20 protein-coding genes, 1 other RNA gene and 1 pseudogene are annotated in these 23,850 nt (G+C 60.7%); 12 read left to right on the top strand and 10 right to left on the bottom strand.

Annotation, left to right across the window (positions count from 1 at the left end; translation table 11 throughout):
- Nucleotides 1–14: 14 nt before the first annotated feature.
- Entirely contained in the window at nt 15–2,045 is a 2,031-nt protein-coding gene (locus AC07OC_RS08830) for a nuclease-related domain-containing protein (RefSeq protein ID WP_494600848.1), read from the bottom strand.
- Nucleotides 2,046–2,772: 727 nt separating this feature from the next.
- Between AC07OC_RS08830 and AC07OC_RS08825 the strand changes: the two genes are divergently transcribed.
- Nucleotides 2,773–2,982 (top strand): helix-turn-helix domain-containing protein, encoded by a 210-nt coding sequence (locus tag AC07OC_RS08825; protein WP_494600846.1) that lies wholly within the window; start codon nt 2,773–2,775, stop codon nt 2,980–2,982.
- 38 nt (nt 2,983–3,020) lie between these two features.
- Here AC07OC_RS08825 and AC07OC_RS08820 read toward each other — a convergent pair whose 3' ends face one another.
- From AC07OC_RS08820 to AC07OC_RS08805, 4 genes are all read right to left on the bottom strand, one after another.
- Nucleotides 3,021–3,605, bottom strand: coding sequence for a hypothetical protein (locus tag AC07OC_RS08820; RefSeq protein ID WP_494600844.1), 585 nt, complete (start codon nt 3,603–3,605; stop codon nt 3,021–3,023).
- Nucleotides 3,593–4,162, bottom strand: coding sequence for a hypothetical protein (locus AC07OC_RS08815; protein WP_494600842.1), 570 nt, complete (start codon nt 4,160–4,162; stop codon nt 3,593–3,595). The genes AC07OC_RS08820 and AC07OC_RS08815 overlap by 13 nt, the downstream gene beginning before the upstream one ends.
- 137 nt (nt 4,163–4,299) lie before the next feature.
- Nucleotides 4,300–4,953, bottom strand: a complete 654-nt coding sequence (locus AC07OC_RS08810; RefSeq protein WP_494600840.1) for an inovirus Gp2 family protein — start codon at nt 4,951–4,953, stop codon at nt 4,300–4,302.
- Between the two features lie 245 nt (nt 4,954–5,198).
- Entirely contained in the window at nt 5,199–5,384 is a 186-nt protein-coding gene (locus AC07OC_RS08805) for a helix-turn-helix transcriptional regulator (protein ID WP_494600838.1), read from the bottom strand.
- 293 nt (nt 5,385–5,677) lie between these two features.
- Between AC07OC_RS08805 and AC07OC_RS08800 the strand changes: the two genes are divergently transcribed.
- A complete protein-coding gene (locus tag AC07OC_RS08800) occupies nt 5,678–6,544 on the top strand; it encodes a ribbon-helix-helix domain-containing protein (protein ID WP_494600837.1) in 867 nt (288 codons plus the stop codon).
- Between the two features lie 230 nt (nt 6,545–6,774).
- Nucleotides 6,775–7,301, top strand: a pseudogene (locus AC07OC_RS08795) (transposase family protein); the annotation flags it as partial.
- 254 nt (nt 7,302–7,555) lie between these two features.
- On the opposite strand, the gene AC07OC_RS08790 reads toward AC07OC_RS08795, so the two are convergent.
- The 5 genes from AC07OC_RS08790 to ompA form a co-directional block, all read right to left on the bottom strand.
- Nucleotides 7,556–8,791 (bottom strand): tyrosine-type recombinase/integrase, encoded by a 1,236-nt coding sequence (locus AC07OC_RS08790; protein ID WP_494600835.1) that lies wholly within the window; start codon nt 8,789–8,791, stop codon nt 7,556–7,558.
- Nucleotides 8,792–8,985: 194 nt separating this feature from the next.
- Nucleotides 8,986–9,372: a transfer-messenger RNA gene (ssrA, locus tag AC07OC_RS08785) on the bottom strand.
- 12 nt (nt 9,373–9,384) lie between these two features.
- Entirely contained in the window at nt 9,385–10,050 is a 666-nt protein-coding gene (locus AC07OC_RS08780) for an HAD family hydrolase (RefSeq protein WP_218338745.1), read from the bottom strand.
- A gap of 10 nt (nt 10,051–10,060) precedes the next feature.
- The gene (gene ubiG, locus AC07OC_RS08775) at nt 10,061–10,771 is read right to left on the bottom strand and encodes a bifunctional 2-polyprenyl-6-hydroxyphenol methylase/3-demethylubiquinol 3-O-methyltransferase UbiG (protein WP_218297477.1); all 711 of its coding nucleotides are present in this window, start codon (nt 10,769–10,771) and stop codon (nt 10,061–10,063) included.
- A gap of 97 nt (nt 10,772–10,868) precedes the next feature.
- Complete coding sequence (gene ompA / locus AC07OC_RS08770; protein WP_218297478.1) at nt 10,869–11,513, bottom strand: outer membrane protein OmpA; 645 nt, start codon at nt 11,511–11,513, stop codon at nt 10,869–10,871.
- A 224-nt stretch (nt 11,514–11,737) separates the two neighbouring features.
- On the opposite strand from ompA, the gene gyrA reads away from it, so the two are divergent.
- The 9 genes from gyrA (at nt 11,738) to lapB (ending at nt 23,820) form a co-directional block, all read left to right on the top strand.
- Nucleotides 11,738–14,410, top strand: coding sequence for a DNA gyrase subunit A (gene gyrA / locus AC07OC_RS08765; RefSeq protein WP_218338747.1), 2,673 nt, complete (start codon nt 11,738–11,740; stop codon nt 14,408–14,410).
- A 106-nt stretch (nt 14,411–14,516) separates the two neighbouring features.
- Nucleotides 14,517–15,626, top strand: a complete 1,110-nt coding sequence (gene serC / locus AC07OC_RS08760; protein WP_218338748.1) for a 3-phosphoserine/phosphohydroxythreonine transaminase — start codon at nt 14,517–14,519, stop codon at nt 15,624–15,626.
- Nucleotides 15,627–15,758: 132 nt separating this feature from the next.
- The gene (pheA, locus tag AC07OC_RS08755; protein WP_218297481.1) at nt 15,759–16,856 is read left to right on the top strand and encodes a prephenate dehydratase; all 1,098 of its coding nucleotides are present in this window, start codon (nt 15,759–15,761) and stop codon (nt 16,854–16,856) included.
- A gap of 12 nt (nt 16,857–16,868) precedes the next feature.
- Nucleotides 16,869–17,741 carry a prephenate dehydrogenase gene (locus tag AC07OC_RS08750; RefSeq protein ID WP_218297482.1) on the top strand — a complete coding sequence of 291 codons (873 nt, stop codon included), beginning with the start codon at nt 16,869–16,871 and terminating at the stop codon, nt 17,739–17,741.
- 133 nt (nt 17,742–17,874) lie between these two features.
- On the top strand, nt 17,875–19,905 hold the full coding sequence (locus tag AC07OC_RS08745; RefSeq protein ID WP_218338749.1) for a bifunctional 3-phosphoshikimate 1-carboxyvinyltransferase/cytidylate kinase: 2,031 nt from the start codon (nt 17,875–17,877) through the stop codon (nt 19,903–19,905).
- A gap of 192 nt (nt 19,906–20,097) precedes the next feature.
- Nucleotides 20,098–21,798 (top strand): 30S ribosomal protein S1, encoded by a 1,701-nt coding sequence (gene rpsA / locus AC07OC_RS08740; RefSeq protein ID WP_370627717.1) that lies wholly within the window; start codon nt 20,098–20,100, stop codon nt 21,796–21,798.
- Nucleotides 21,799–21,883: 85 nt separating this feature from the next.
- Entirely contained in the window at nt 21,884–22,219 is a 336-nt protein-coding gene (locus AC07OC_RS08735; RefSeq protein ID WP_255590831.1) for an integration host factor subunit beta, read from the top strand.
- A 121-nt stretch (nt 22,220–22,340) separates the two neighbouring features.
- Nucleotides 22,341–22,673: a LapA family protein gene (locus tag AC07OC_RS08730; RefSeq protein ID WP_218297485.1), complete on the top strand. Its 333-nt coding sequence runs from the start codon at nt 22,341–22,343 to the stop codon at nt 22,671–22,673.
- On the top strand, nt 22,663–23,820 hold the full coding sequence (gene lapB / locus AC07OC_RS08725) for a lipopolysaccharide assembly protein LapB (RefSeq protein WP_218338750.1): 1,158 nt from the start codon (nt 22,663–22,665) through the stop codon (nt 23,818–23,820). Before AC07OC_RS08730 ends, lapB begins: the two co-directional genes overlap by 11 nt.
- Nucleotides 23,821–23,850 lie beyond the last annotated feature (30 nt).

Raw genomic sequence — 23,850 nt, 5'->3', positions numbered from 1 at the left:
GTGCCGTTCGCCAGTCAGTCAGCTTCCACGATGCCCTGCTTCGCGAGCGAAACGTCTTCCGGCACGCACTCCAAAGTGAAGACCATCCCGACCCAATCGTCATCATCAATGGCGTGAAACGGAATCATCCGGCCGCGAACGCCGGCCTTGAATCGCTTTAGCTGGGGTGGCTCAGAGAAGTAGTCGCCTAATTGGGCCTCAGCGTCTCCAGCGTCCGAGTAGAAGATGGTTTTCATGGTCTTCCGAATGGACAGCTCTCCAGCCAAAATAGCTATGTCCTCGAACTCGCCGTCGAGAAACCTTCCCAGAATGTACTCATCGACCACGGGGACGCCATGGGCGGGGACGCCGACGTGAGTGGAGGTGCTCACCACCACCAGAGGGAAGACGCTGAAATTCTCCGGTAGGTCGATGCCGAATCTCTTGACGTCAGCAATGAATTCGGCTCGATTGGCTTCGATAGCGTTGCTCTTTCGGCTTGCTTGTTCTGCGGCGCCAAGTACCGTTCTGCGATGTGTGGCAACGCCCTTGGAATCGGTAGGCTCCAAGATGCATTTCACCTCGGCCACGATAACTCTGGATCCGATGACGAGAATCAAGTCAATCTGTTCATCACGCCGGTTGGTGGGTTGGAAGGTGTAGTCGTCTTTTATGCTCCATGCACACCCAGAAAGACTCCTCGAGTCCCTGATGCCTTGCTGGACCATCGCACGCACGTGGATCTCAAATGCGGGTCCGCGCCTCGAAAGGTCCACGCCGAGCTGCCTCAGCCAAACGTCGACCAAACGCCGTAGGTTGGGTGCCACGGTTGCGATGAACGCAGGCGCAACAGTGAAAGGCCCGACAGGCACTAGAGGTTGAGCCCAAATCTCTTGCCCGGTCTGGCCTTTGAACGTCAAGAAGTCAATGAGCCTTTTGCTCTCTACGCGAGTGACGCCGGCAATTGAAGACACGGCGTGGGCTAGCGCATCGACCTGCAGAACCGGAGCGTAGTCCGGCAACCAAGCATGAGCCTCGCTGCCCTTGTCGAGGCCCGCAATGTGCTTCTTCGAGACTTGCTCCACAAGTAATAGCGCGGCTCGGGATACGGCATTCCAAGCATCGAGCAGGCGCTCAATGGACAGACCTGAGAGGGTCGCTCGTGGTTCCTTCAACAACTCAGCGTAGTAAGGCTCGGATGCGAGGCTACGGTTCACAAGGAACTGCTCCTGGCTCGCGCTCGGCTCGTGTGGAGTGGTGACGGTGATTTCTTGGCGCTTGCCTTGGCGCTCTATGCCGCGAATCTCGCGCATCCTCGGCATGCGGCCCATCGCAACCAAACTCCGATGGTACTTGGTCGCTAATACTGTGAACCCGATATTCAAAGACAAGCGCCGAGCCAACCCCATGCTGTAACCTCTCTTCAAGTCAACATCCATCGGCAGGAAGACCTTAGTACGACCGGTATCAAGTAGCTTATAGCTGTTCCATAGGCAGTCTTCCCATAAGTCTTCCGCATGCCGGTAGAAGATGCCCAAGTTCAGCTCGAGCAAGATGTCCTTCCATTCCACCTGGTCCATGCGCGGGTTGCCCGCAAGGTCGGGCGACGCTGAAAGCGAGAAGCGCACGGGAATTTCGATGCCGTCGACTAAGCTCTCCACAATCTCAGCAGGCGACCACTCGAAGCCGCCGGGAAGCTCGAGTTTGACGGAGGTCAACTCTTCGACACGAAAGCCCTCTGGCTGCTCCGCTGCTCGCCGCGCCCCAAGCTCCGCAATTGCTGCCTCGCTCTTACTTTGAGCGACCAGAAAATGGTGGTTGACTGCGGCGACAAACGCCCGCAGTTTGGTTGTCGCACTCAGGGTCGCGGAGGTTGACAATTTCAGTCGCGAGCGGATGTTCTCCAGCTTCTCGTGGATAACAAGAGCCGCGGCGTAGACGTTCTGGTCCTGCTGGTCCGGCTCTGCAAAGGATTCGAACTGCTTCTTCCACCCTGCCGGTGTGAACTTGCGCCGCAACGGACCGGGCACCTTGTCGTTTTGAACCTGCCGTGTGAACTCGCCCATCATCTTCCTTCGCTTGCTACGTTCTTACCCCTCGCCATATGCGAATCACCAGGATGCCGCGGGCCTTGGTGAGTGGTTCCTGCCATTACGTCCTAGTCAGGTTCCAGTTTCGCCGAAGGCAATACGCGGCTCGCAATCCCGCATCGCAATGTAGCCTTTCGAGAAGCGCGGTTGTCTCTTTTGGGTCGGTAGCGCCAGTTGATCGGCCGTTGGAGCTGCCGTTGAACCCAGGGGCATCTGAGCCCTTGGTCGGCGGAGGCAAGCCCCATTCTGAAGTGCCGGTCACGGGGATGCAGCAGTCATTCGACTGCGAATCTGTCCAACGACCGGTGTCCGCAACAGCGGTCGATGCGCTGCCGACATAGGATGACGGCTCTCAGCCTCAACCAGAAATCTCCAAGCACCTCCAGCCCGCCAGGGCTCCCGCCTTGGTGGTCTTTATGCTCTTTGATCGAAATCAATCGCCTTGAAGAGTCCGGCACAGTCTCCCAATGAACACGTTCTCAAATGCCTTCCGCGCAGAAGTGATCCGCATGGCCCGCAAGGAGCTCAAGCCTGAACTGCAAGGCATGCGAAAGACACTGACCGCCCACCGCTCAGAGATCGCAGCGCTCAAACGCGAAGTCAAAGCACTGACATCCCAGCTGCGGACCGCCCAACGTCAGGTCCACCCTCCCCCCGCAACAAGTGCTACCGAAAACAATACCGCAAAGAAGGGCGCAAATGGGTGTTCGACGCCGAGAAGCTCAAAGCCAAGCGCGCGGCATTGGGCTTGTCGCAAAAGGACATGGCAAAGCTGTTGCACACCTCTTCAATTTCTCTGTACAAGTGGGAGTCCGGCAAAGTCATCCCTCGCTCAGCCCATCTGCAGCAGATCCATGAAGTGCTACAGATTGGCAAGAGGCAGTTGCTCGCCACGTTGAGCGAGAACTCGTAGGACCTGCGCTCGAATGGCCCGAGAAGGTCCCAGCAAGACTAACTTTTGAGCTTCAGCGCTACCCACATGGCGCAATGATCGCTTGGGGCCGGCACCGGATGGTCTGTGGATCGCTCAAACGCCACTCCGTCCTCGCCCCGAATGAGCTGCTGTGCCGACAAAGCCCCAACTGCAACTCGCTGCGATAGTTCAGCACTCACCAGGAAATTGTCGATGCCGGGATGCGGCCCACAGGTCTGCCCCCGCGCCATCACCACCTTGGTGCCCGAAGCCTTGTAACCGTTCAGCAAGGCAAACATCTGGTCCACCGACTCCTTGGCGGGATTCTGCGGTGACTTCGGCTGGGAGCCATCGCGCAGAAGGCGATTGAAGTCCCCCAGCACTACAAAATCCTTGCCGTCACGGTCATCGATCCACTGCTGGAGGATCTGGGCCTGTTGGCCCAAGATCGCGCACTCCGTAGACAGTGCTTGTGTGCTGTCCGCCTTGGGAATGATCCGGCTGCCAGGACAGCCCGATTTGAGATGCACCACTAGGAACTGCGTATCCCTTCCCAAAATCTTGTCCGAGAAGACCAGTCCCGGCCGCAACGGCCGATCAGTCACGTCGGTCAGGTCGGACACCAAAAAAATCCCTGCGGTGAATGCACACCCGTCTTCCAGGCCACCCCGACATGCTGCGGGATGTCGGGTTTCTTAGGCTCATCGTGTGATGTGTGGGCAGACCAGCCCTGGGGAAGAATCTGCTGCAATGCCGCTGTGCTGCTCACCTCCTGAAACGCGATGAGCGTGACCCCCGCGTCATCAAGCTTGCGCACCATGGCACGCAGCGCCTCGAGCTTGCGCTCGTACAGTGGCCATTCGTAGAGATCGGTGCTTTCTCGGCAGGGCCCCGTCTCCTGATAGGGACGCCGGTTGAGCGTTTCTTTGGCAAGGTCAGCGCACTTGCCTGCCTTCTCGTACTTGATACCGTTGTGCACGTTGCAATACGGCAGTCCATCAACGTCTATACCAGCACTTTTCTGGCAAGCCCCCTTCCAGCGTTCAAAAAGAGGCTTGTCCATCAGCCAAGCCACATTGAAGGTACTCATCTTGAAGCTGTCTGCCTGGATGGCAGATGCAGCCAATACACAAGCGAACGCCACAGCAAGGCGCTGCCACTGGAAGAATTGCGACGGCATAGAACCCCCTCGCTGTATCGAGGGGGCCAAATATGCCATCAACCCGTGACACAACGGAGAGGAGAAATGCCAGAGGCATCCTCCCTACCAACGACGGGGGGAGCCTCGGCAGTTCCTTGCTCCACCCCCTGCCCCAATCACTTCCTGCTGGCTCCATAGCCATGGTGACCATGGCCATACCCCTTGGTTTCCACCTTGCACAGGTAACTTGCTCTGTAGAAGAACTCGGAGACCGACTCCGGGTCGCTGCGCCGGAGACAGTACGCCGGGCTGTTCGGGAAATGCACCAGTGGCTTGGCTCGCTCCACAGCCTCACCCAACGCGCTTGCCCAAGCCTCACAGATTCGGCTGGAGATATTGCCTTCGGTAGCCTGGTAACGGCCAAGACAATTGAAGGCATGCCCATTCAACAGAACCACGAAGTGGTAATGGACTCGGGCGCAGTCACCTACCTCCCTCACCCATAAAAACCGAACCTTTGTGTCATGGTAGAGCATGCCATTCTTGGCGAGGCTCTGCCGGTTATGCCGGATCTTGGCCTTGAAAGATTCAACGAACCTGGATGCCACAGAGTTGCAAGACTCCACAGAGTCAGCCTTCGTATGATCAGGGAAGCGAAGATCAAACCTGAAGGCAAATACCCTAGAGTAATCCGTCATGGATTTACTGACCACGTCGTGTAGTGCCTCTAAACACTCACTGATCATGGGGTACACATTCCCCATGATACGTAGTCCATTGTATTGATCACCACGGTACTCATGGTGATTCTTACTTAAATCGTTGTTCATACCATCAATCGCTATTGACCTTGCTGACTCATCAATAGATGAGCAATAGGAGACTATCTGTCTACTTAACCTAATCATCCGTCACTCATGCACTACACAGTCAACATCTAGCCTATAGGTATTTAATACCAATACCTAAATGAAATTGCTGCATAAGAACTGCCTATTCACAACGCGATCCCAATGGAGACGAGCATGAATAGGCATTAATAACTGGATGATTTCACTCTGGAAATATGGGTGGACTAGATAGCGTCACGGAGTTCCATGCGCTGACGCAGCCACTGCTCGACCTCTTCCTGAATCCAGCCAACGGATTGGATTCCCAGTTTGATTGGTTTCGGGAATTGATTGTTCTTGATATACAGGTAGAGCGTAGACCGTGGAACACCAGTGAGTTCACACACGCTAGGGAGTCTCAGTATTTTCATGCCTTGCACCTTGAGGGAGTTTCGTTCAGAGCATTCCCTTGCCCCAAAAAAAATCCTCAGGGCGGCACTTTTCTATCCTTTGCCCAAACAGTTCATCAAATTGACATGGCAAGGACTGCGACCACCCGTAGCGCCACCACGATCACCTCCCCAAGGAAAAATTCGAAGTCTCCCAACGGCACTCTACCCAAATACCTCCAAGAATCCATCTACAATGAACCTTGATAGCTTCTTGAAGCAACCTAGAGTGCATCTATAAAAGCAGGACACTCTTACTCTATTGAAAGACTCATATGGCTGGATGGAAAGATGAATTGTCAAAATTAACAAAGGACTACAAAATCGATAACAGAGCCAGAAATTTAATATGGCTATGCCTATCAAAATACGACCAAGAATATTTCAGAAAAAATCCACTGTTAACCAATAGAATTGAAATATCGGATCGTCTAAAAAATAATCCATACGCTCTACAAAAGATACAATCCGCATTCACAAACGGTCTTCTCAAAGAGGAACATTTGGAATGGATAACAGATGACAAATGGCAAGCAGCATGGATTCAGATAAAAGTTTTGAATGAACTTGCCAAGTACCAGAATCAAATTCTATTTAATCCACTCCTGCAATTGCACGGTAGAGCAAAGAGCATTGCACTCTTCGACTACATTATGTGCATAGAGGGCTATCCAGTGGAAATTCAGTTAGTAAAAATTGAAGAACTGAAGCTCCTATGGAGAGAACAAATTAAAATAGGCAAAAAATTCGAATGGCTCAATTCTGACTCTGCATTGCAACATTTCGAAAAATGGTTTAGCTCTCGAATGAATACCAACTTCATCTTCAAAAGCTTTGAAGACGTTCGAATTGGTATCAATCACAACAACCCATCAACATCCGACCTATTGCTACTAGCAGATCAAGCAAAAAAAGTATGGAACCAACACAAACGCAGATTAGAGAACAAAGACAAAAAGCAACGCAATTACGAACTATCAACAAAGACCATAGCAGCACTCGAAAAAATTTCCGAAAAACATAGCATTAGCCGAACCGAAGCAATTGAAATTATTATCAACGCAGAAGCAAGAGACGAATATCACATCACCCGCATACTAAAAAAGAGACAGAATCTTATTGATAGCATAGATTGTCAATAAAATAAAGCATTGAAAATAAAAATATTATTAACAAATCTCCGCAAACCCTCCACACAATAAAATCGATAAACTTACAGCCTCAAGAACCTCAAACGGCATAACCGTTGTGCTAGTGGTAGCAATTCAAAATGAGCACCGCCCCTGAATCAGGTGGCTCAATCTGAAAGCGCCCTCGTGATCCCCCTATGCTGCAGGAAACTGGACTGCGTCGACCGTAGTCAGCATGCACGCGATGGTGCTCCGACGGCATGGAAATCGGTGCGACTCGGGCCAGACCGCGACGGTAATCTCCACGAACGAATGCAAAGACCGGGAGGTCATGGCTTGGGAGGCTTGGGCAAGCAAGGAACTCCCAGGCGAGCCAGTGCGCGAGATACTCATCGACGCCGTCGAGCGCCGCTTCGGCACGGTGGAGGCGATGCCGGGAAGCCAGGAATTGGAGTTCCTCAGCGACAACGGTTGGGCCTACATCGCAGCCGAGACCCGGACACTGGCACGTTCGCTAGGGCTCAAGCCCATCAACACGCCCGTGTGCACTACGCAGTGCAAAGCCATGGCAGAGAGCTACGGGAACACATTCAAGCGGGACAGCGTCGCTCGCATGGATCTGCGTGATGCACGGACGGTGCTGGCGCAGTTGCCGGCGGACCTCGAGCGCTTCAACGAGGTGCATTCGCACTCGTCGCGGAAAAGGCGCTTACCTCGAGAGTTCAGGCGGCAGCAGGCCGCGACGACCAACCGGCCACTGCATTGCGAATTGGACTGGGCCGGGAATACGGGGGCAACATCAAATCAAGGTAGCTTGACCCTGCTCTCGTCGGAATCAATGGTCATCCCAAACCTGATAGGTTCGGGCTAAAAATGACTAGCCGTCATCGTCGACGGCTTACCCCGTTGCAGAGAACCAGTACGTCGACCGTCAAGCTAGCGCTCCCTAGCGCCGGAGGAGTGAACGAACGCACGCCGTCTTCCGCGCAACTGGCGTATACGCATCTTGTATCAACTCAATATCTACAACGGCTTGTTCCGAGACTTCGGCGCCCGTCGCAGACGGTCGAGGTAGTCTGCCCACGCTTGCATCATCTTTGTCCGCTGAGCGAGGTATTGCGTACGGTTATAGGCTCGTCCATTTGCATCTTTCACGGCATGAGCCAACTGAGCTTCGATCACGAGAGGATCGAACTCCAGTTGCTCAGCGAGCATTGTTCTTGCGGTCGCCCGAAAACCGTGCCATGTATGAATGTCCGGCGTATAGCCCATGGAAATCAGCGCCGTACGCACCGAGTTTTCAGAGATAGGCCGGTCGTGGTTTCTTTCACCGGGAAACACCAGCACGCTCCCTCCGGTCAAATTGTGGAGTTCACGAAAGATTTCGAGGGCTTGCTTCGGCAACGGAACCACATGGGGAGGGCCGTACTCCTTTCCCTCCACACCCCGCTTCATACGCGCTGCAGGAATCGTCCATAGAGCCGCATCCATGTCTACTTCTGACCATGCAGCTGCCCTTAACTCTCCTGGTCGTTGGAATAGCAATGGTGCAAGTCGGAGGGCAGCTTTGACAATCGTCCCACCACGGTAGTGGTCAATCGAAAGCAGTAGCTTCCCCAACTCCGTGGGCTCCGTTATCGCGGCGAAGTGTTTGCCCCTGTAGGGAGTCAGCGCATCTTTCAAATCGCCCGTGATGTCCCGCTCAACCTGCCCCGTGGCAACACCGTAGCACCAAACCTGACGCGCTAGCATTAGTGCGCGGTCCGCTGTCTCAAGTGCACCTCGGGCTTCAATCTTCCGCAATACGGAAAGAAGCTCAACAGGCGTGATTTCCGAGAGATTCCTTCCGCCAATCCATGGGAACAGGTCGCGCTCAAACTGCCTTTCCATGCGCTGAAAATGCCCCGGGCTCCAGACGGATTTTTGGCGTGACAACCAATCCAGCGCGATCTCCTTGAACGTTTCGCCCGGCGTTGTCAGCTTCACCAGTTTGGTGACGCGTCGGGCTTCAATGGGGTTGATCCCATCCGCTTTTTGCAGCTTTACCCGGTCCCTCGCCTTCCGGGCCTCTGTGAGGCTGACGCCGGGATAGTTTCCCAGTGCCATCCGACTTTCCTTACCATCAAAATAGGTCTTCCAAAACCAACGCTTGGAACCGGTAGGACTGACCTCTAAGTAGAGGCCGTTCGCATCGGTAAAACGCGCCCGCTTCTTGTCTGCTGGGCACGCAGCGTTCTTACATTCTTTGTCAGTGAGCATAGGGGCCTTCTGGGCTACAACCGGGGAACAATCATCGTTCCCCGCAATGTATGGTACCTTGTTCCCCGATTTGTGCCCCGGTTCCACGCTGGCTGCTGTTGGACGCGATTAGACGTCGCTAGACGCTAAGTCATTGAAAATACAAAGAAAAAAGGCGTCCAATGGATGCCATTGGACGCCTTTAGACAGGTTACTGGTGGAGCTGGCGGGAATTGAACCCGCGTCCGCAAGCCTTCATCGGGCAGATCTACATGTTTAGCGGTCTGATTTGAATCTCGCTGCCTGTGTCGCGCAGTCGCACGCTACACAGGCCGCCAGCACCCTATTTTCTCGCCCCAATCCAAGGTACCCGGATCAGGACCAGCCCATGTAATTATCCTTGCAGCCGGGAGGCACTGATTGCTCAGAACCCCCTTGCCCAGCCCATCGGCCAACTGTTGCAAGGCTCACTGGCAATTAAGCAGCGAGTGCGAAACGTTCGTCGTTTGCAGTTAGTTTTTTAAATCGAGATTTACGAGCGTGACTCAAGCTCGACATGCACCACACCGATTCCGAACCCACGTCGAAACCAGGACAGCCCCAGAGCCTCTATTTTAGGTGCTCCCCAGCAATTGCAAGAGCTCGAAGGGAGATTTAATTGCGGCATGGGCGCCCCACTCCATCGGATTGGTTTTTGCACCCAGGTAGCCATAGGTTGCGGCCACGGTCCCCATTCCTGCGGCCAAACCTGCCACGATGTCACGCTCGTCATCGCCAACATAGATGCACTGCCCGGGCTCCACTTTCAGGCGCGCTGCCGCCTCGAGCAAAGGAGCAGGATGCGGCTTCGCATGGGGAGTGGTGTCCCCGCTGACGACCGCCCGCGCAGTGACGAACAGGGGAATGGAGCGGGTCAGCGGGTCCGTGAAGCGGGCTGCCTTGTTGGTAACCACGCCCCATGCCATGTTGCGTTGCAGTATCTGGGATACGAGTTCTGGAACGCCGTCAAAGATGCTGGTGCGCTCCGTCATGCGCGACTCATAGTTCACAAAGAACTCCTCGCGCATGGTCATGAAATCCGGATGGTCGGGAGCCATACCGAAGGCTTCGCCCAGCATGCCGCGCGCGCCGGCACCCGCCATGGGGCGGTAACGCTCCAGCGGCAGCGACGGCAATCCGCGGTCAGTGCGCATCTTGTCGGCAGCGGCGCCCAAGTCCGGGGCACTGTCGATCAGCGTTCCGTCCAAATCAAACAACACCGCACGAATATTGTGAAACATGGGTGCGCCCTCAGGCAGTGCGCCGCGTGGCCACAAGATAGTTCACGCTGGTGTCCGCACTCAGCCAATAGCGCCTCGTGAGGGGGTTGTATTCCAGGCCCCGGGTATTTTGTACATGCAGGCCCGCGCTTCGGCAACTTGCGGCCAGTTCGCTGGGCCGAATCATCTTGGCGTACTCATGCGTTCCCCGTGGCAGCATGTTCAGCACATATTCAGCCCCTACGATGGCCAGCATGAAAGCCTTGGCATTGCGGTGGATGGTGGAGAAAAACACCCAGCCTCCCGGTTTCACGAGCTCTGAGCATGCCCTCACCACCGATCCTGGATCAGGTACGTGCTCGAGCATTTCCATGCATGTGACGACATCGAAGCTGGCAGGTTGCTCCTTGGCCAAGGCTTCCACGCTGATTTCCCGGTACTGGATATTGGTGGTCTGAGCTTCCAGCGCATGCAATTGCGCCACACGCAGGGCCTTGGAGGCCAGATCGATGCCCGTCACCTCTGCGCCCTTGCGGGCCATGGAGTCGGCCAGGATGCCGCCGCCACAGCCGACATCCAGAACGCGCTTGCCCGACAGGTCGCACTGCCCCTGGATCCAGTCAAGCCGCAAAGGATTGATCTGGTGCAAGGGACGGAATTCACTTTCAGGGTCCCACCAGCGATGGGCCAATTCGGAAAACTTGGCCAGTTCGGCCGGATCTGCATTGACGGTTTCACTCATGCCAGAGATTGTCCATGAAGGAAGGAAAATGGAGGATAAAACCCCCAGACGCAAAAAAGCCCCGTTGCCGGGGCTTTTTTGTGAAGCAATCCGAGGATTACTTGGAAGCGCGGGTACCGACCACTTCGATTTCCACGCGACGGTTCTTCGCACGGCCTTCGGCGGTCTTGTTGTCGGCGACGGGTTGCTTTTCGCCCTTGCCTTCGGTGTAGACGCGGTTCTTTTCGATGCCCTTGGACACCAGATAAGCCTTCACGGCTTCGGAACGGCGAACCGACAGCTTCTGGTTGTATGCATCAGAGCCCACGGAGTCGGTGTGACCCACGGCAATGATCACTTCCAGGTTGATGTCCTTGACCTTGGAAACCAGATCATCCAGCTTGGCCTTGCCTTCTGGCTTCAGCACCGACTTGTCGAAGTCGAAGAATGCGTCAGCGGCATAGGTCACCTTGGTAGCGACAGCAGGAGCTGGAGCTGGTGCGGGTGCTGGAGCGGCAGCGGGTGCTGGGGCGGCGGCTGGAGCAGCAGCGGCAGCTGGAGCGGGGGCGACGATCGCGCCATCGCAGCCAGGAGCAGCAGTGGCAGGCGTCCAGTTGGCATTGCGCCAGCAGTATTCGTTGGTGCCGTTCTTCCAGACCAGTTGGCCAGAAGCATCTCTCCAGTTGTCAACGGTTTGTGCGCCAGCGGCGGTTGCGAGCGCTGCAGAGGCAAACAACATCGCCACTTTGTTCAGTTTCTTCATGGTTCTCCTCTTGGGGAAAAAGCCGCAGCCGCGCTGCGAATCAGGACGCTTGGGGTGACCACCACCCGAAGCGTTCAAACGATTGTGCCATACGTAACAGGGCAAAAGCGGTGGAGGCTACCCAGGGCCCGTAGGACAAAACCGGAATTGCTTCGATATGTTGCGTGGTCGCTACACGGTCTTACCTCTAAAATGGTTCTCCTTCGCCGCCACCGCCGTCCCCAATGACCCAGTTTGCCAAAGAAACCCTGCCGATCAGCCTCGAAGAAGAGATGCGGCGCAGTTACCTCGATTACGCGATGAGCGTGATCGTGGGCCGGGCCCTGCCCGATGCGCGCGATGGGCTGAAGCCTGTACACCGCCGCGTACTTTTTGCGATGCACGAGCTCAACAACGACTGGAACCGGCCCTATAAAAAGTCGGCCCGTATCGTGGGAGACGTGATCGGCAAATACCACCCGCATGGTGATTCCGCCGTTTACGACACCATCGTGCGGATGGCGCAGGATTTTTCGCTGCGCCACATGCTGGTGGATGGCCAGGGCAATTTCGGGTCCGTGGACGGCGATAACGCTGCGGCAATGCGGTATACCGAAATCCGGCTGGCCAAGATCGCCCATGAAATGCTGGGCGACATCGACAAGGAAACCGTCGATTTCGGGCCCAATTACGACGGCAGCGAAAAGGAGCCGCTGGTATTGCCCAGCAAACTCCCCAATCTGCTGGTCAATGGCTCGGCCGGTATTGCCGTGGGCATGGCCACGAATATTCCGCCCCACAACCTCAACGAGGTGGTGGATGCCTGCCTGCACATGCTGCGCAACCCGGACGTGTCCATCGACGAGTTGATGGAGATCATTCCGGCGCCCGACTTCCCCACCGCCGGCATCATCTACGGCATCAATGGCGTGAAGGACGGCTACCGCACAGGGCGCGGGCGCGTGATCATGCGCGCCAAATGCCACTTCGAAGACATCGATCGCGGGCAGCGCCAGGCGATCATCGTGGACGAGCTGCCCTACCAGGTCAACAAGAAGACGCTACAGGAGCGCATGGCCGAGCTGGTGCACGAGAAGAAGATCGAGGGCATCAGCCACATCCAGGACGAATCCGACAAGTCGGGCATGCGCCTGGTGATCGAGCTCAAGCGCGGCGAAGTGCCCGAGGTGGTGCTCAACAACCTGTACAAGCAGACGCAGCTGCAGGACACCTTCGGCATGAACATGGTGGCGCTGATCGACGGCCAGCCCCGCCTGTGCAACCTGCGCGACCTGATCAGCGTCTTTCTGCAGCACCGCCGCGAGGTGGTCACCCGCCGCACGGTGTTCGAGCTGCGCAAGGCGCGCGACCGCGGCCACGTGCTCGAAGGCCTGGCCGTGGCCCTGGCCAACATCGACGACTTCATCGCCATCATCCGCAACGCGCCCACGCCGCCCGTGGCCAAGGCCGAGCTGATGGCCCGCCCCTGGGACAGCAAGCTGGTGCGCGAGATGCTCACCCGCACGCGCGCCGATGGCGGCGTGATCAACGCCGACGACTACCGCCCGGACGGCCTGGAGAAGGAATTCGGCATGGGCCAGGACGGCCTGTACCGCCTGTCGGAAACGCAGGCCCAGGAAATCCTGCAGATGCGCCTGCAGCGCCTCACGGGCCTGGAGCAGGACAAGATCGTGGCCGAGTACAAGGAAGTCATGGCGGTCATCGAAGACCTGCTGGACATCCTGGCCAAGCCCGAGCGCGTATCGGTCATCATCGGCGACGAACTCACTTCCATCAAGCAGGAATTCGGCCAGCACAAGCTGGGCGCACGCCGCAGCATCGTCGAATACAGCGCGCAGGACCTCTCCACCGAGGACCTGATCACCCCCACCGACATGGTGGTCACGCTCAGCCACACCGGCTATATCAAGAGCCAGCCCCTGTCCGAATACCGCGCCCAGAAGCGTGGCGGGCGCGGCAAGCAGGCCACGGCGACCAAGGAAGACGACTGGATCGACCAGCTCTTCATCGCCAACACGCACGACTACATCCTGTGCTTCTCCAACCGCGGCCGCCTGTACTGGCTCAAGGTCTGGGAAGTGCCGGCAGGCTCGCGCGGCTCGCGCGGCCGCCCCATCGTCAACATGTTCCCCCTGCAGGACGGAGAGAAGATCAACGTCGTGCTGCCGCTCACGGGCGACATGCGCACCTTCCCGGCGGACCGCTATGTCTTCATGGGCACCAGCATGGGCACCGTCAAGAAAACGGCGCTGGATGAATTCAGCAACCCGCGCAAGGGCGGCATCATCGCCGTGAACCTGGACGACGGCGACTATCTGATCGGCGCCGCCCTTACCGACGGCCAGCACGACGTGATGCTGTTCAGCGACGGCGGCAAGGCCGTGCGCTTCGACGAGAACGACGTGCGCCCCCTGGGCCGCCAGGCGCGCGGCGTGCGCGGCATGATGCTGGAAGACGGCCAGAGCGTGATCGCCATGCTGGTGGCCGAGGATGAGACGCAGAGCGTGCTCACCGCCACCGAAAACGGCTACGGCAAGCGCACCAGCATCACCGAATACACGCGCCACGGCCGGGGCACCAAGGGGATGATCGCCATCCAGCAGAGCGAGCGCAACGGCAAGGTCGTGGCCGCCACGCTGGTGCATGCCGACGACGAGATCATGCTGATCACCGACAAGGGCGTGCTGGTGCGCACCCGCGTCTCCGAGATCCGGGAACTGGGCCGCGCCACGCAGGGCGTGACGCTGATCGCTCTGGACGAAGGGTCCAAGCTCAGCGGCCTGCAGCGCATTGTCGAAAACGATGCCAACGTCGCAGATGCCGAGGCCGACGGCGAAGGCCATCCGGACAGCGCAGCCCCCACGGCCCCCGACACCCCGGAAACACCCGACGCCTGACCTCCCGGTGGATGCGGGGTCTGCGGGCCCCCTCCAGGAATGCTATTGAAAGTGAAGCTGCCAGCGCTTACGCCATAAGCGCCAGCAGCCTTTTTGACCAAGAAACATGATGCGCCCCTACAACTTCTCGGCCGGCCCGGCCGCCATACCCACCGAAGTCCTGGAGCAGGCCGCCGCCGAAATGCTGGACTGGCACGGCAGCGGCATGGGCGTGATGGAGATGAGCCATCGCGGCAAGGAGTTCCTGTCCATCTACGAACAGGCGGAAGCCGACCTGCGCGGGCTGCTGGCCGTGCCGGCGAACTTCAAGATCCTGTTCATGCAGGGCGGCGGCCTCGCCGAGAACGCCATCGTCCCGCTCAATCTCTCGCGCGCTGGCGTGGTCGATTTCGTGGTGACTGGCAGCTGGAGCCAGAAGTCGCAAAAGGAGGCGCGCAAGTACGCCAGTGAAGTCAACCTCGTCGCCAATGCCGAAGACACCGGGTTCACCACCCTGCCTGACCCTTCGACCTGGACGGTCAGCCGGGGGGCCAGCTACCTGCACCTCTGCAGCAACGAAACCATCAATGGCATCGAATTCCACCAGTTGCCCGACCTCAAGGCACTGGGCAGCGATGCCCCGCTGGTCATCGATTTCTCGTCGCACGTTGCCTCGCGCCCGGTGGACTGGTCGCGCGTCGGCCTGGCATTCGGCGGCGCGCAGAAGAACCTGGGGCCCGCCGGCCTCACGCTGGTCGTGGTGCGCGAAGACCTGCTCGGCCACGCCCTGCCCGCCTGCCCGAGCGCCTTCGACTACAAGACCGTGGCCGACAACCAGTCGATGTACAACACGCCACCGACCTGGGGCATCTACATCGCAGGCCTGACCTTCCAGTGGCTCAAGCGCCAGACCGAAGGCAGCCTGACCGGCGTGGCCGCCATGGAGCAGCGCAACATCGCCAAGGCCGACCTCCTCTACAGCGCCATCGACAGCTCGCAGTTGTATGTGAACAAGGTCGCCGCCAACTGCCGCTCGCGCATGAACATCCCGTTCTTCCTGCGCGACGAAAGCCGCAACGACGCCTTCCTGGCCGGGGCCAAGGAACGCGGCCTGCTGCAACTCAAGGGCCACAAGTCCGTGGGCGGCATGCGCGCCAGCGTCTACAACGCCATGCCATTGGCCGGCGTGCAGGCGCTGGTGGACTACATGCGAGAATTTGAACAAAAACACGCCTGAGAAGGCGCAAAACGAACCCGGCATGCCCGTACGCCCCACGAAAGCGCCCTCGGACACACCGGATTCCTTTGCACCTTCTGAACGCCGGTGGCACACCGGTTGACGAGCAGCCCCGCACAGACATCCCCATTCATGAACACTCCGCAAGCCTCACCCGACCTCGCCAGCCTGCGCGTGCAGATCGACTCCATCGACCAGCAACTGCTCACGCTGCTGAACCAGCGGGCGCTGGTGGCCGAGCAGGTGGGGGAAGTCAAGAAGCGCGAAGGCACGCCCTTCTTCCGCCCCGACCGCGTGGCGCAGGTCATCGAGAAGATCCAGACCGCCAACCCCGGCCCGCTCAAGGGCCCGCACGTGGCCGCCATCTGGCGCGAGATCATGTCGGCCTGCCTGGCGCTCGAATCGCCCCAGCGCGTGGCCGTGCTGGGCCCCGAAGGCACGTTCTGCGAGCAGGCGGCCATTGAATTCTTCGGCGGCGCGGCCGACCTGATGTACTGCGCCAACTTCGACGAGGTGTTCCACGCCACCGCGGCTGGCAGCGCCCAGTACGGCGTGGTGGGCGTGGAGAACTCCACCGAGGGCGTGGTGACCCGCTCGCTCGACCTGTTCCTGCACACCCCCACCCATGTGGTGGGCGAAGTGAGCCTGCTGGTGCGCCACAACCTGCTGCGCACCACGAACTCGCTCGATGGCATCGAGGTGGTGCTGGCGCATCCGCAGGCGCTGGCCCAATGCCAGGCCTGGCTGACCAAGCACCTGCCCCATGCCGAGCGCCGCCCCGTGTCGAGCAATGCCGAGGGCGCCCGGCTGGCCACCACCAACCCGGCCTGGGCCGGCCTGTCGAGCGAACGCGCGGCCCAGCAGTTCGGGCTGCACATCGTGGCCCACGCCATCCAGGACGACGCCTACAACCGCACGCGCTTTGCCATCATCTGCCTGCCGCACACCCTGCAGACGCCACCGCCCTCGGGCAAGGACTGCACCAGCCTGGTGGTCTCGGTGCCCAACCAGCCCGGCGCGGTGCACGACCTGCTGGTGCCGCTCAAGACCCATGGCGTGTCCATGACGCGCTTCGAGTCCCGCCCTGCCCGCACCGGCCAGTGGGAGTACTACTTCTACATCGACCTCGACGGCCATCCCGCCCAGCCCCATGTGGCACGGGCCCTGGAAGAACTGCGCAGCCTGTGCGCGTTCTACAAGGTCCTGGGCACTTACCCCGTGTCGTCCTGAGGAGCCACCGCCATGTTCGAACAATTGGGACTGATCGGCTGCGGACTCATGGGCGGCTCATTCGCCCTGGCCATGAAGAAGGCCGGCCTCGTCAAGCGCGTGGTGGGCTACAGCAAGTCGCCCTCCACCACCGACCGCGCACGCCAGCTGGGCGTGATCGATGTGGAGGCGCCCTCGGCCCTGCTCGCGGTGGCCGGCGCCGACATCGTGCTGCTGGCCGTGCCCGTGGCCGCCACCGAGGCCACGCTCAAGGCCATCAAACACCTCGTCACGCCCCAGATGCTGATCATGGACGTGGGCTCGACCAAGGCCGATGTGGTCCAGGCCGCACGCCGCGCCCTGCGCGACCAGGTGGGATCGTTCGTGCCGGCGCACCCGATCACGGGGCGCGAAGTGTCGGGCGTGGAACACGCCGAGGCCGACCTCTACAGTGGCCGCCAGGTCATCCTCACGCCCATCGAGCGCACGCTCACCGTACAGCTGCAAAGGGCCGACGACATCTGGACCGCGCTGGGTTGCCGCGTGACCAGCATGTCGCCCGAGTCGCATGACGCGGCCTTTGCCGCGGTCAGCCACCTGCCCCACGTGCTGGCCTTTGCGATGATGAACAGCATCACGGGCCAGTCGACCGGCGACGAATTCCTGTCGCTGGCGGGCCCGGGGTTCCGGGACTTCACCCGCATAGCGGCCAGCGATCCGAAGGTCTGGCGCGACATCCTGCTGTCCAACCGGGAAGAGCTGATCGCCCAGTCCAAGCTCTTCCAGCAGGCGCTGCACACCATCGAGCAGGCCATGGAAAAAGGTGACGCCCAGGCGCTGGAAGACATGCTGACGCTGGCCAGCGAGACCCGCGCGCACTGGCGCATGGGCGCGAAGAGAAAATAACCCCCCTGAGTCGCCTGCGGCGCCTTCCCCCAAGGGGGACGCCACCCGTGGCCTGGCAACGCCAGTTCCACGGTGGCACTGGCCTAGGACACGCCGGTGCACAGGCCATTGGCCTAACCGACAAAACACACCGATGTACAGCACCGCATTCCTCGACCTGCCTCCCCTGCAAACCGCGGCGGGCGAAGTCCACCTGCCCGGTTCCAAGAGCATCTCCAACCGGGTGCTGCTGCTGGCGGCTCTCAGCAACGGCACCACCACCGTGCACGACCTGCTGGCATCCGACGACACCCGCGTGATGCTCGACGCGCTGCGCCAGATCGGCTGCACCGTCGACGAGAACGGCAGCACCGTGCACATCACAGGCCTGGGCGGGCGGGTGCCCCAATCGCCCGCCAAGCTCTTCATGGGCAATGCCGGCACCGCCATGCGGCCCCTGACGGCTGCGCTGGCACTGCTGGGTGGCGAATTCGAGCTGTCCGGCGTCCCGCGCATGCACGAACGCCCCATCGGCGACCTGGTGGACGCGCTGCGCCAACTGGGCTGCCAGATCGACTACCTGGGCAATGACGGCTACCCGCCGCTGCGCATCGCCCATGCCAACGGCGTGCCTGCCCTGGCGCTGGCGGCGCCCATCCGCGTGCGCGGCGATGTGTCGAGCCAGTTCCTCACCGCCCTGCTCATGGCGTTGCCGCTAGCCGCCGGCGCGCAGGCCATCGTGATCGAGGTCATGGGCGAACTGATCTCCAGGCCCTACATCGCCATCACGCTGCAGCTGCTGGCGCGGTTCGGCATCGTGGTCGAACACCGGGACTGGCAGCGTTTCACCATCCCCGCCGGCAGCCGCTACCAGTCGCCGGGCAGCATCCACGTAGAGGCCGACGCCTCTTCTGCTAGCTATTTCATAGCACTTGGCGCAATCGCAGCAAGCGCCAATGGCCAAAAAAGCATCAAGATCCAGGGCGTGGGGCTGGATTCCATCCAGGGTGACATCCGCTTCGTGGAAGCCGCGCGCGCCATGGGCGCGGTGGTCACGGGCGGCCCCAACTGGCTGGAGATCCAGCGCGGCGCGTGGCCGCTCACGGCCATCGACCTGGACTGCAACCACATCCCCGATGCCGCCATGACGCTGGCCGTGATGGCGCTGTATGCCGAAGGCACCACCACCCTGCGCAACATCGCCAGCTGGCGCGTGAAGGAAACCGACCGCATCGCGGCGATGGCCACCGAGCTGCGCAAGCTCGGCGCCACAGTGGAAGAAGGTGCGGACTTCATCCGCGTCACGCCGCCGGCGCAGGTGCAGGCGTGGAAGGCCGCCAGCATCCACACCTATGACGATCACCGCGTGGCCATGTGCTTTTCACTGGCCGCCTTCAACCCGGCAAGCCTGCCCGTGCGCATCGAAGACCCCAAGTGCGTGGCCAAGACCTTCCCGGACTATTTCGAAGCCCTGTTCTCGGTCACGCAGGCAGCCACGGACCACATCCCGGTGATCTGCATCGACGGTCCCACCGCCTCGGGCAAGGGCACGGTGGCCGCTGCCGTCGCGCAGCGCCTGGGCTACCGCTTCCTGGACTCGGGGGCGATGTACCGCATCACGGCCCTGGCCGCCCTGCGTGCCGGCCTGGCCATCCAGCCGGAGGACGAGCCCCGCATTGCCGCCATGGCCCAGACGCTGCCCGTGCGCTTCGAGGGCGGCCGGGTGTGGCTGGGCAGCGACGACGTGACCGAAGCCATCCGCACCGAAGAGGCCGGCATGAACGCCTCCCGCGTCTCCGCCCTGCCCGCCGTGCGCGCGGCCCTGGTGGACCTGCAGCACAGCTTCCGGCGCCTGCCGGGCCTGGTGGCGGACGGCCGCGACATGGGCACTGTGATCTTCCCGGACGCCCCGCTCAAGGTGTATCTGACGGCCAGCGCCGCCTGCCGCGCCGAGCGCCGTTATAAACAGTTGATTTCAAAGGGTTTTTCAGCTAATATCGAAGACCTTCGCGCGGATCTGGAGGCACGCGACGCCCGGGACAGTTCCCGCAGCGTCGCACCCCTCAAGCCCGCGCAGGACGCTCTGGTCCTGGACAACTCCAACTTGACGATTGATGAAGCCGTCGAGCAGGTGTTGGCCTGGTGGCAGGAGCGTCAGCCCTTCGCAGCCTCTGCGCAGGGCTGACGGCGCGGGGCCCTGGCTAAAATCCGGGTCCCTCAGGCAAAGCCGAAAGGCCTTGCAACAGGCCCACGCAGCCCCTCTCGCGCGCCAGCGCACAGGCTGTGTGGATCGTTAACCTAACCCGCGGTTCTACCGCAAAAAACCACCGCAAGCAGCTATAAAAACAGTAGCAATGGTGCTACTGGAATCCTGTTTGTGGCAAGGAAACACATGTCCGAATCTTTTGCCGCCCTTTTTGAAGAATCCCTGCAGCGTACGGAAATGCGCCCAGGCGAAGTGATCACCGCTGAAGTCGTGCGCGTCGAGCACAACTTCGTCGTGGTCAACGCCGGCCTCAAGTCCGAAGCCTACGTGCCGCTGGAAGAGTTCAAGAACGACAAGGGCGAAGTCGAAGTCCAAGTGGGTGACTTCGTGTCGGTGGCCATTGGCTCCATCGAAAACGGCTACGGCGACACCATTCTGTCGCGCGACACCGCCAAGCGTCTGGCTTCCTGGATGAGCCTGGAAAAGGCCCTGGAATCCGGCGAATTCGTCACCGGCACCACGTCCGGCAAGGTCAAGGGCGGCCTGACTGTCCTGGTCAACGGCATCCGCGCGTTCCTGCCCGGTTCGCTGATCGATACGCGTCCGATCAAGGATCTGACGCCGTACGAAAACAAGACCATGGAATTCAAGGTCATCAAGCTCGACCGCAAGCGCAACAACGTGGTGCTGAGCCGCCGCGCCGTGGTGGAAGCCTCCATGGGCGAAGAGCGCGCCAAGCTGATGGAAACCCTGAAGGAAGGCTCCATCGTTCAAGGCGTGGTCAAGAACATCACCGAATACGGTGCGTTCGTGGACCTGGGCGGCATCGACGGCCTGCTGCACATCACCGACATGGCATGGCGCCGCGTGCGTCACCCATCGGAAGTGGTGACGGCTGGCCAGGAAATCACGGCCAAGATCCTGAAGTTCGACACCGAGAAGAACCGTGTCTCGCTGGGTCTGAAGCAAATGGGCGACGACCCATGGATGGGCGTGAACCGCCGCTACCCCCAAGGCACGCGCCTGTTCGGCAAGATCACGAACATCGCCGACTACGGCGCATTCGTGGAACTCGAACCCGGCATCGAAGGCCTGGTGCACGTCTCCGAAATGGACTGGACCAACAAGAACATCGCTCCCGCCAAGCTGGTTTCGCTGGGCGACGAAGTCGAAGTCATGGTCCTGGAAATCGACGAAGACAAGCGCCGCATCAGCCTGGGCATGAAGCAGTGCAAGGCCAACCCATGGCAGGAATTCGCACAGGACACCAAGCGCGGCGACCGCGTCAAGGGTCCGATCAAGTCGATCACCGACTTCGGCGTGTTCGTGGGCCTGGCTGCCGGCATCGACGGCCTGGTGCACCTGTCCGACCTCTCGTGGAACGAACCCGGCGAAGCCGCTGTTCGCAACTACAAGAAGGGCCAGGAAGTGGAAGCCATCGTGCTGGCCGTGGACGTGGACCGCGAGCGCATCTCGCTGGGCATCAAGCAACTCGACGGCGACCCATTCACGACCTTCGTGACCGTGAACGACAAGGGCCAGACGGTGACCGGCAAGGTCAAGACCGTGGACGCCCGTGGCGCTGAAATCGACCTCGGCGAAGACATCGTGGGCTACCTGCGCGCTTCGGAAATCTCCCGCGACCGCGTGGAAGATGCCCGCAACGTGCTCAAGGAAGGCGACGAAGTCACCGCTGTGGTGGTCAACGTGGATCGCAAGACCCGCAACATCCAGCTGTCGATCAAGCAGAAGGACATGGCCGACGAACAAGGCGCCATGGCCAACCTGAGCCAGCAATCGAGCCGCGAAAGCGCCGGCACGACCAGCCTGGGCGCCCTGCTGCGCGCCAAGCTGGACAACTCGGAAAAGTAAAGCGCTGACCCGTTAAACGGTCAGACAGCGGGCGCCTCGGCGCCCGCTCTTTTTTCAGCCAAGACTGCCTATGTCCCAAGATTCCATGACCCGCTCAGACCTCGTCGAAGAACTGGCCGCCCGTTTCGGCCAGCTGACACACCGCGATGCCGAATACGCCGTCAAGACCATTCTGGACGCCGTGGGCGAGGCCCTGGTGCGTGGGCACCGCATCGAGATCCGGGGCTTTGGCAGCTTCTCGGTGAACCACCGCCCTCCCCGCATGGGCCGCAATCCGCGCAGCGGCGAGGCCGTGGCCATCCCCGAAAAGCGCGTACCCCATTTCAAGCCCGGCAAGGCCCTGCGCGAAGCCGTGGACAAGCGCACCGCCGAAATGGAAGAAAACTCCGGCACGGCAAGCAACACATCCATTCAAAAATGATAGCTAGCAGCGCTTGATGAGCAAGCGCCAAAGGCCTTTTTGATCTGGATACCAGCCCTCCGGGAGCCCCGCCGCCCCGCATGCGCAAGCTCTTAGAATCGCCCCACCACTGGGGAGACCGATGAAATACCTCCTGTGGCTGCTCAAGGCAGCCATTTTTTTTACGCTGTTTGCCTTCGCGCTGAACAACCAGCAGGACGCCACCGTGCACTTCTTCTTTGGCACCCAATGGCGCGCACCCCTGGTGCTGGTGGTGCTGACCGCCTTCTCGGCAGGCCTGGCCGTCGGGGTGCTGGGCATGGTGCCGCGCTGGTGGAGGCACCGCGCCGCCGCGCGCCGCGCCCATGCCGCCGTGGCGTCCCCCGCGCCGGCATCGGCCCCCGCCGCCGCGGCCAGCACGGCCCCCCCTGCCCCGCCACCACCGCCCGACCTGCCCTCCGCCCATGGAATTTGACCTGACCTGGATTCTGCTGGGCCTGCCCGTGGCCTTCGTGCTGGGCTGGCTGGCATCGCGCTTCGACCTGCGCCAGCTGCGCGCCGAGAACCGCCGCGCGCCCAAGGCCTACTTCAAGGGCCTGAACTTCCTGCTCAACGAGCAGCAGGACCAGGCCATCGACGCCTTCATCGAGGCGGTGCAGAACGACCCCGACACCTCGGAGCTGCACTTTGCGCTGGGCAACCTGTTCCGCCGCCGGGGCGAATACGACCGTGCCGTGCGCGTGCACGAGCACCTGCTCTCGCGCGGCGACCTCTCCCGCACCGACCGCGAGCGTGCCCAGCACGCGCTGGCGCTCGACTTCCTCAAGGCCGGCCTGCTCGACCGCGCGGAAGAAGCCCTGCACCGCCTGGAGGGGACGCCCTTCGAGGCCCAGGCCCGCCTGGCGCTGCTGGCCATCTATGAACGTTCGCGCGACTGGCCCCATGCCGCCACCATCGCCCGCAAGATGCACGACGCCGATCAGGGCGACTTCAGCACCCGCCAGGCCCACTACCTGTGCGAGCAGGCCCTGGCGCTGAGCACCCAGGGGGACCTGCCCGGTGCCCAGGCCCTGCTGGAGCAGGCCGTGGCCGCCGCCCCGGAGGCCGCCCGCGCGCGCATCGAGCTGGCGCGCCTGCAGCGCCTCATGGGCCAGCCCGCCGCCGTGCTGGCCACCCTGAAAACACTGGGCGAGCGCAACCCCGCCGCCTTGCCCCTGGCCGCCGCGCTGCTCGCCGAAGCCGCCACCGCCACGGGGCGCACACCGGAAGCGCAGGCGCTGCTGCAGGCGCACTACGCGCAGGCACCGTCCCTGGACGTGCTCGAAAGCATCGTGGCCATGGAAGCCGCCGACGACGCCACGCGCGGCACGGCACGGCAGCGCTATGTGCAGCACCTGGACAAGGAACGCTCGCTCGTGGCCGCCGCCAAATGGCTGGCCGCCGAGAAGCTGGAGCACGAGGAGTTCCACCCCCAGATCCAGCGTGCGCTGGAGCATGCCGTCAAGCCGCTCACCCGCTACCGCTGCGCGGCCTGCGGGTTCGAGGCACGCCAGCATTTCTGGCAGTGCCCCGGCTGCCAGACCTGGGACAGCTATCCGGCGCGCCGCGTCGAGGAACTCTGAAAGCCGCCGGGCCAGGCCGCGCCACCCCCA

Source organism: Acidovorax sp. GW821-FHT10E04 (assembly GCF_059415185.1).
This window is presented reverse-complemented; position numbering and strand designations above follow the sequence as displayed.

Bases quoted from the DNA above. Each gene is read 5' to 3' on its own strand.
- AC07OC_RS08735 (WP_255590831.1), top strand. From the start codon at position 21,884: ATGACCCGCTCAGACCTCGTCGAAGAACTGGCCGCCCGTTTCGGCCAG.
- lapB (WP_218338750.1), top strand. From the start codon at position 22,663: ATGGAATTTGACCTGACCTGGATTCTGCTGGGCCTGCCCGTGGCCTTC.
- AC07OC_RS08750 (WP_218297482.1), top strand. From the start codon at position 16,869: ATGTTCGAACAATTGGGACTGATCGGCTGCGGACTCATGGGCGGCTCA.
- AC07OC_RS08805 (WP_494600838.1), bottom strand. From the start codon at position 5,384: ATGAAAATACTGAGACTCCCTAGCGTGTGTGAACTCACTGGTGTTCCA.
- ompA (WP_218297478.1), bottom strand. From the start codon at position 11,513: ATGAAGAAACTGAACAAAGTGGCGATGTTGTTTGCCTCTGCAGCGCTC.
- AC07OC_RS08730 (WP_218297485.1), top strand. From the start codon at position 22,341: ATGAAATACCTCCTGTGGCTGCTCAAGGCAGCCATTTTTTTTACGCTG.
- ubiG (WP_218297477.1), bottom strand. From the start codon at position 10,771: ATGAGTGAAACCGTCAATGCAGATCCGGCCGAACTGGCCAAGTTTTCC.
- serC (WP_218338748.1), top strand. From the start codon at position 14,517: ATGATGCGCCCCTACAACTTCTCGGCCGGCCCGGCCGCCATACCCACC.
- AC07OC_RS08815 (WP_494600842.1), bottom strand. From the start codon at position 4,162: ATGCCGTCGCAATTCTTCCAGTGGCAGCGCCTTGCTGTGGCGTTCGCT.
- AC07OC_RS08780 (WP_218338745.1), bottom strand. From the start codon at position 10,050: ATGTTTCACAATATTCGTGCGGTGTTGTTTGATTTGGACGGAACGCTG.
- AC07OC_RS08790 (WP_494600835.1), bottom strand. From the start codon at position 8,791: ATGCTCACTGACAAAGAATGTAAGAACGCTGCGTGCCCAGCAGACAAG.
- AC07OC_RS08830 (WP_494600848.1), bottom strand. From the start codon at position 2,045: ATGGGCGAGTTCACACGGCAGGTTCAAAACGACAAGGTGCCCGGTCCG.
- AC07OC_RS08810 (WP_494600840.1), bottom strand. From the start codon at position 4,953: ATGAACAACGATTTAAGTAAGAATCACCATGAGTACCGTGGTGATCAA.
- AC07OC_RS08745 (WP_218338749.1), top strand. From the start codon at position 17,875: ATGTACAGCACCGCATTCCTCGACCTGCCTCCCCTGCAAACCGCGGCG.
- pheA (WP_218297481.1), top strand. From the start codon at position 15,759: ATGAACACTCCGCAAGCCTCACCCGACCTCGCCAGCCTGCGCGTGCAG.
- AC07OC_RS08800 (WP_494600837.1), top strand. From the start codon at position 5,678: ATGGCTGGATGGAAAGATGAATTGTCAAAATTAACAAAGGACTACAAA.
- gyrA (WP_218338747.1), top strand. From the start codon at position 11,738: ATGACCCAGTTTGCCAAAGAAACCCTGCCGATCAGCCTCGAAGAAGAG.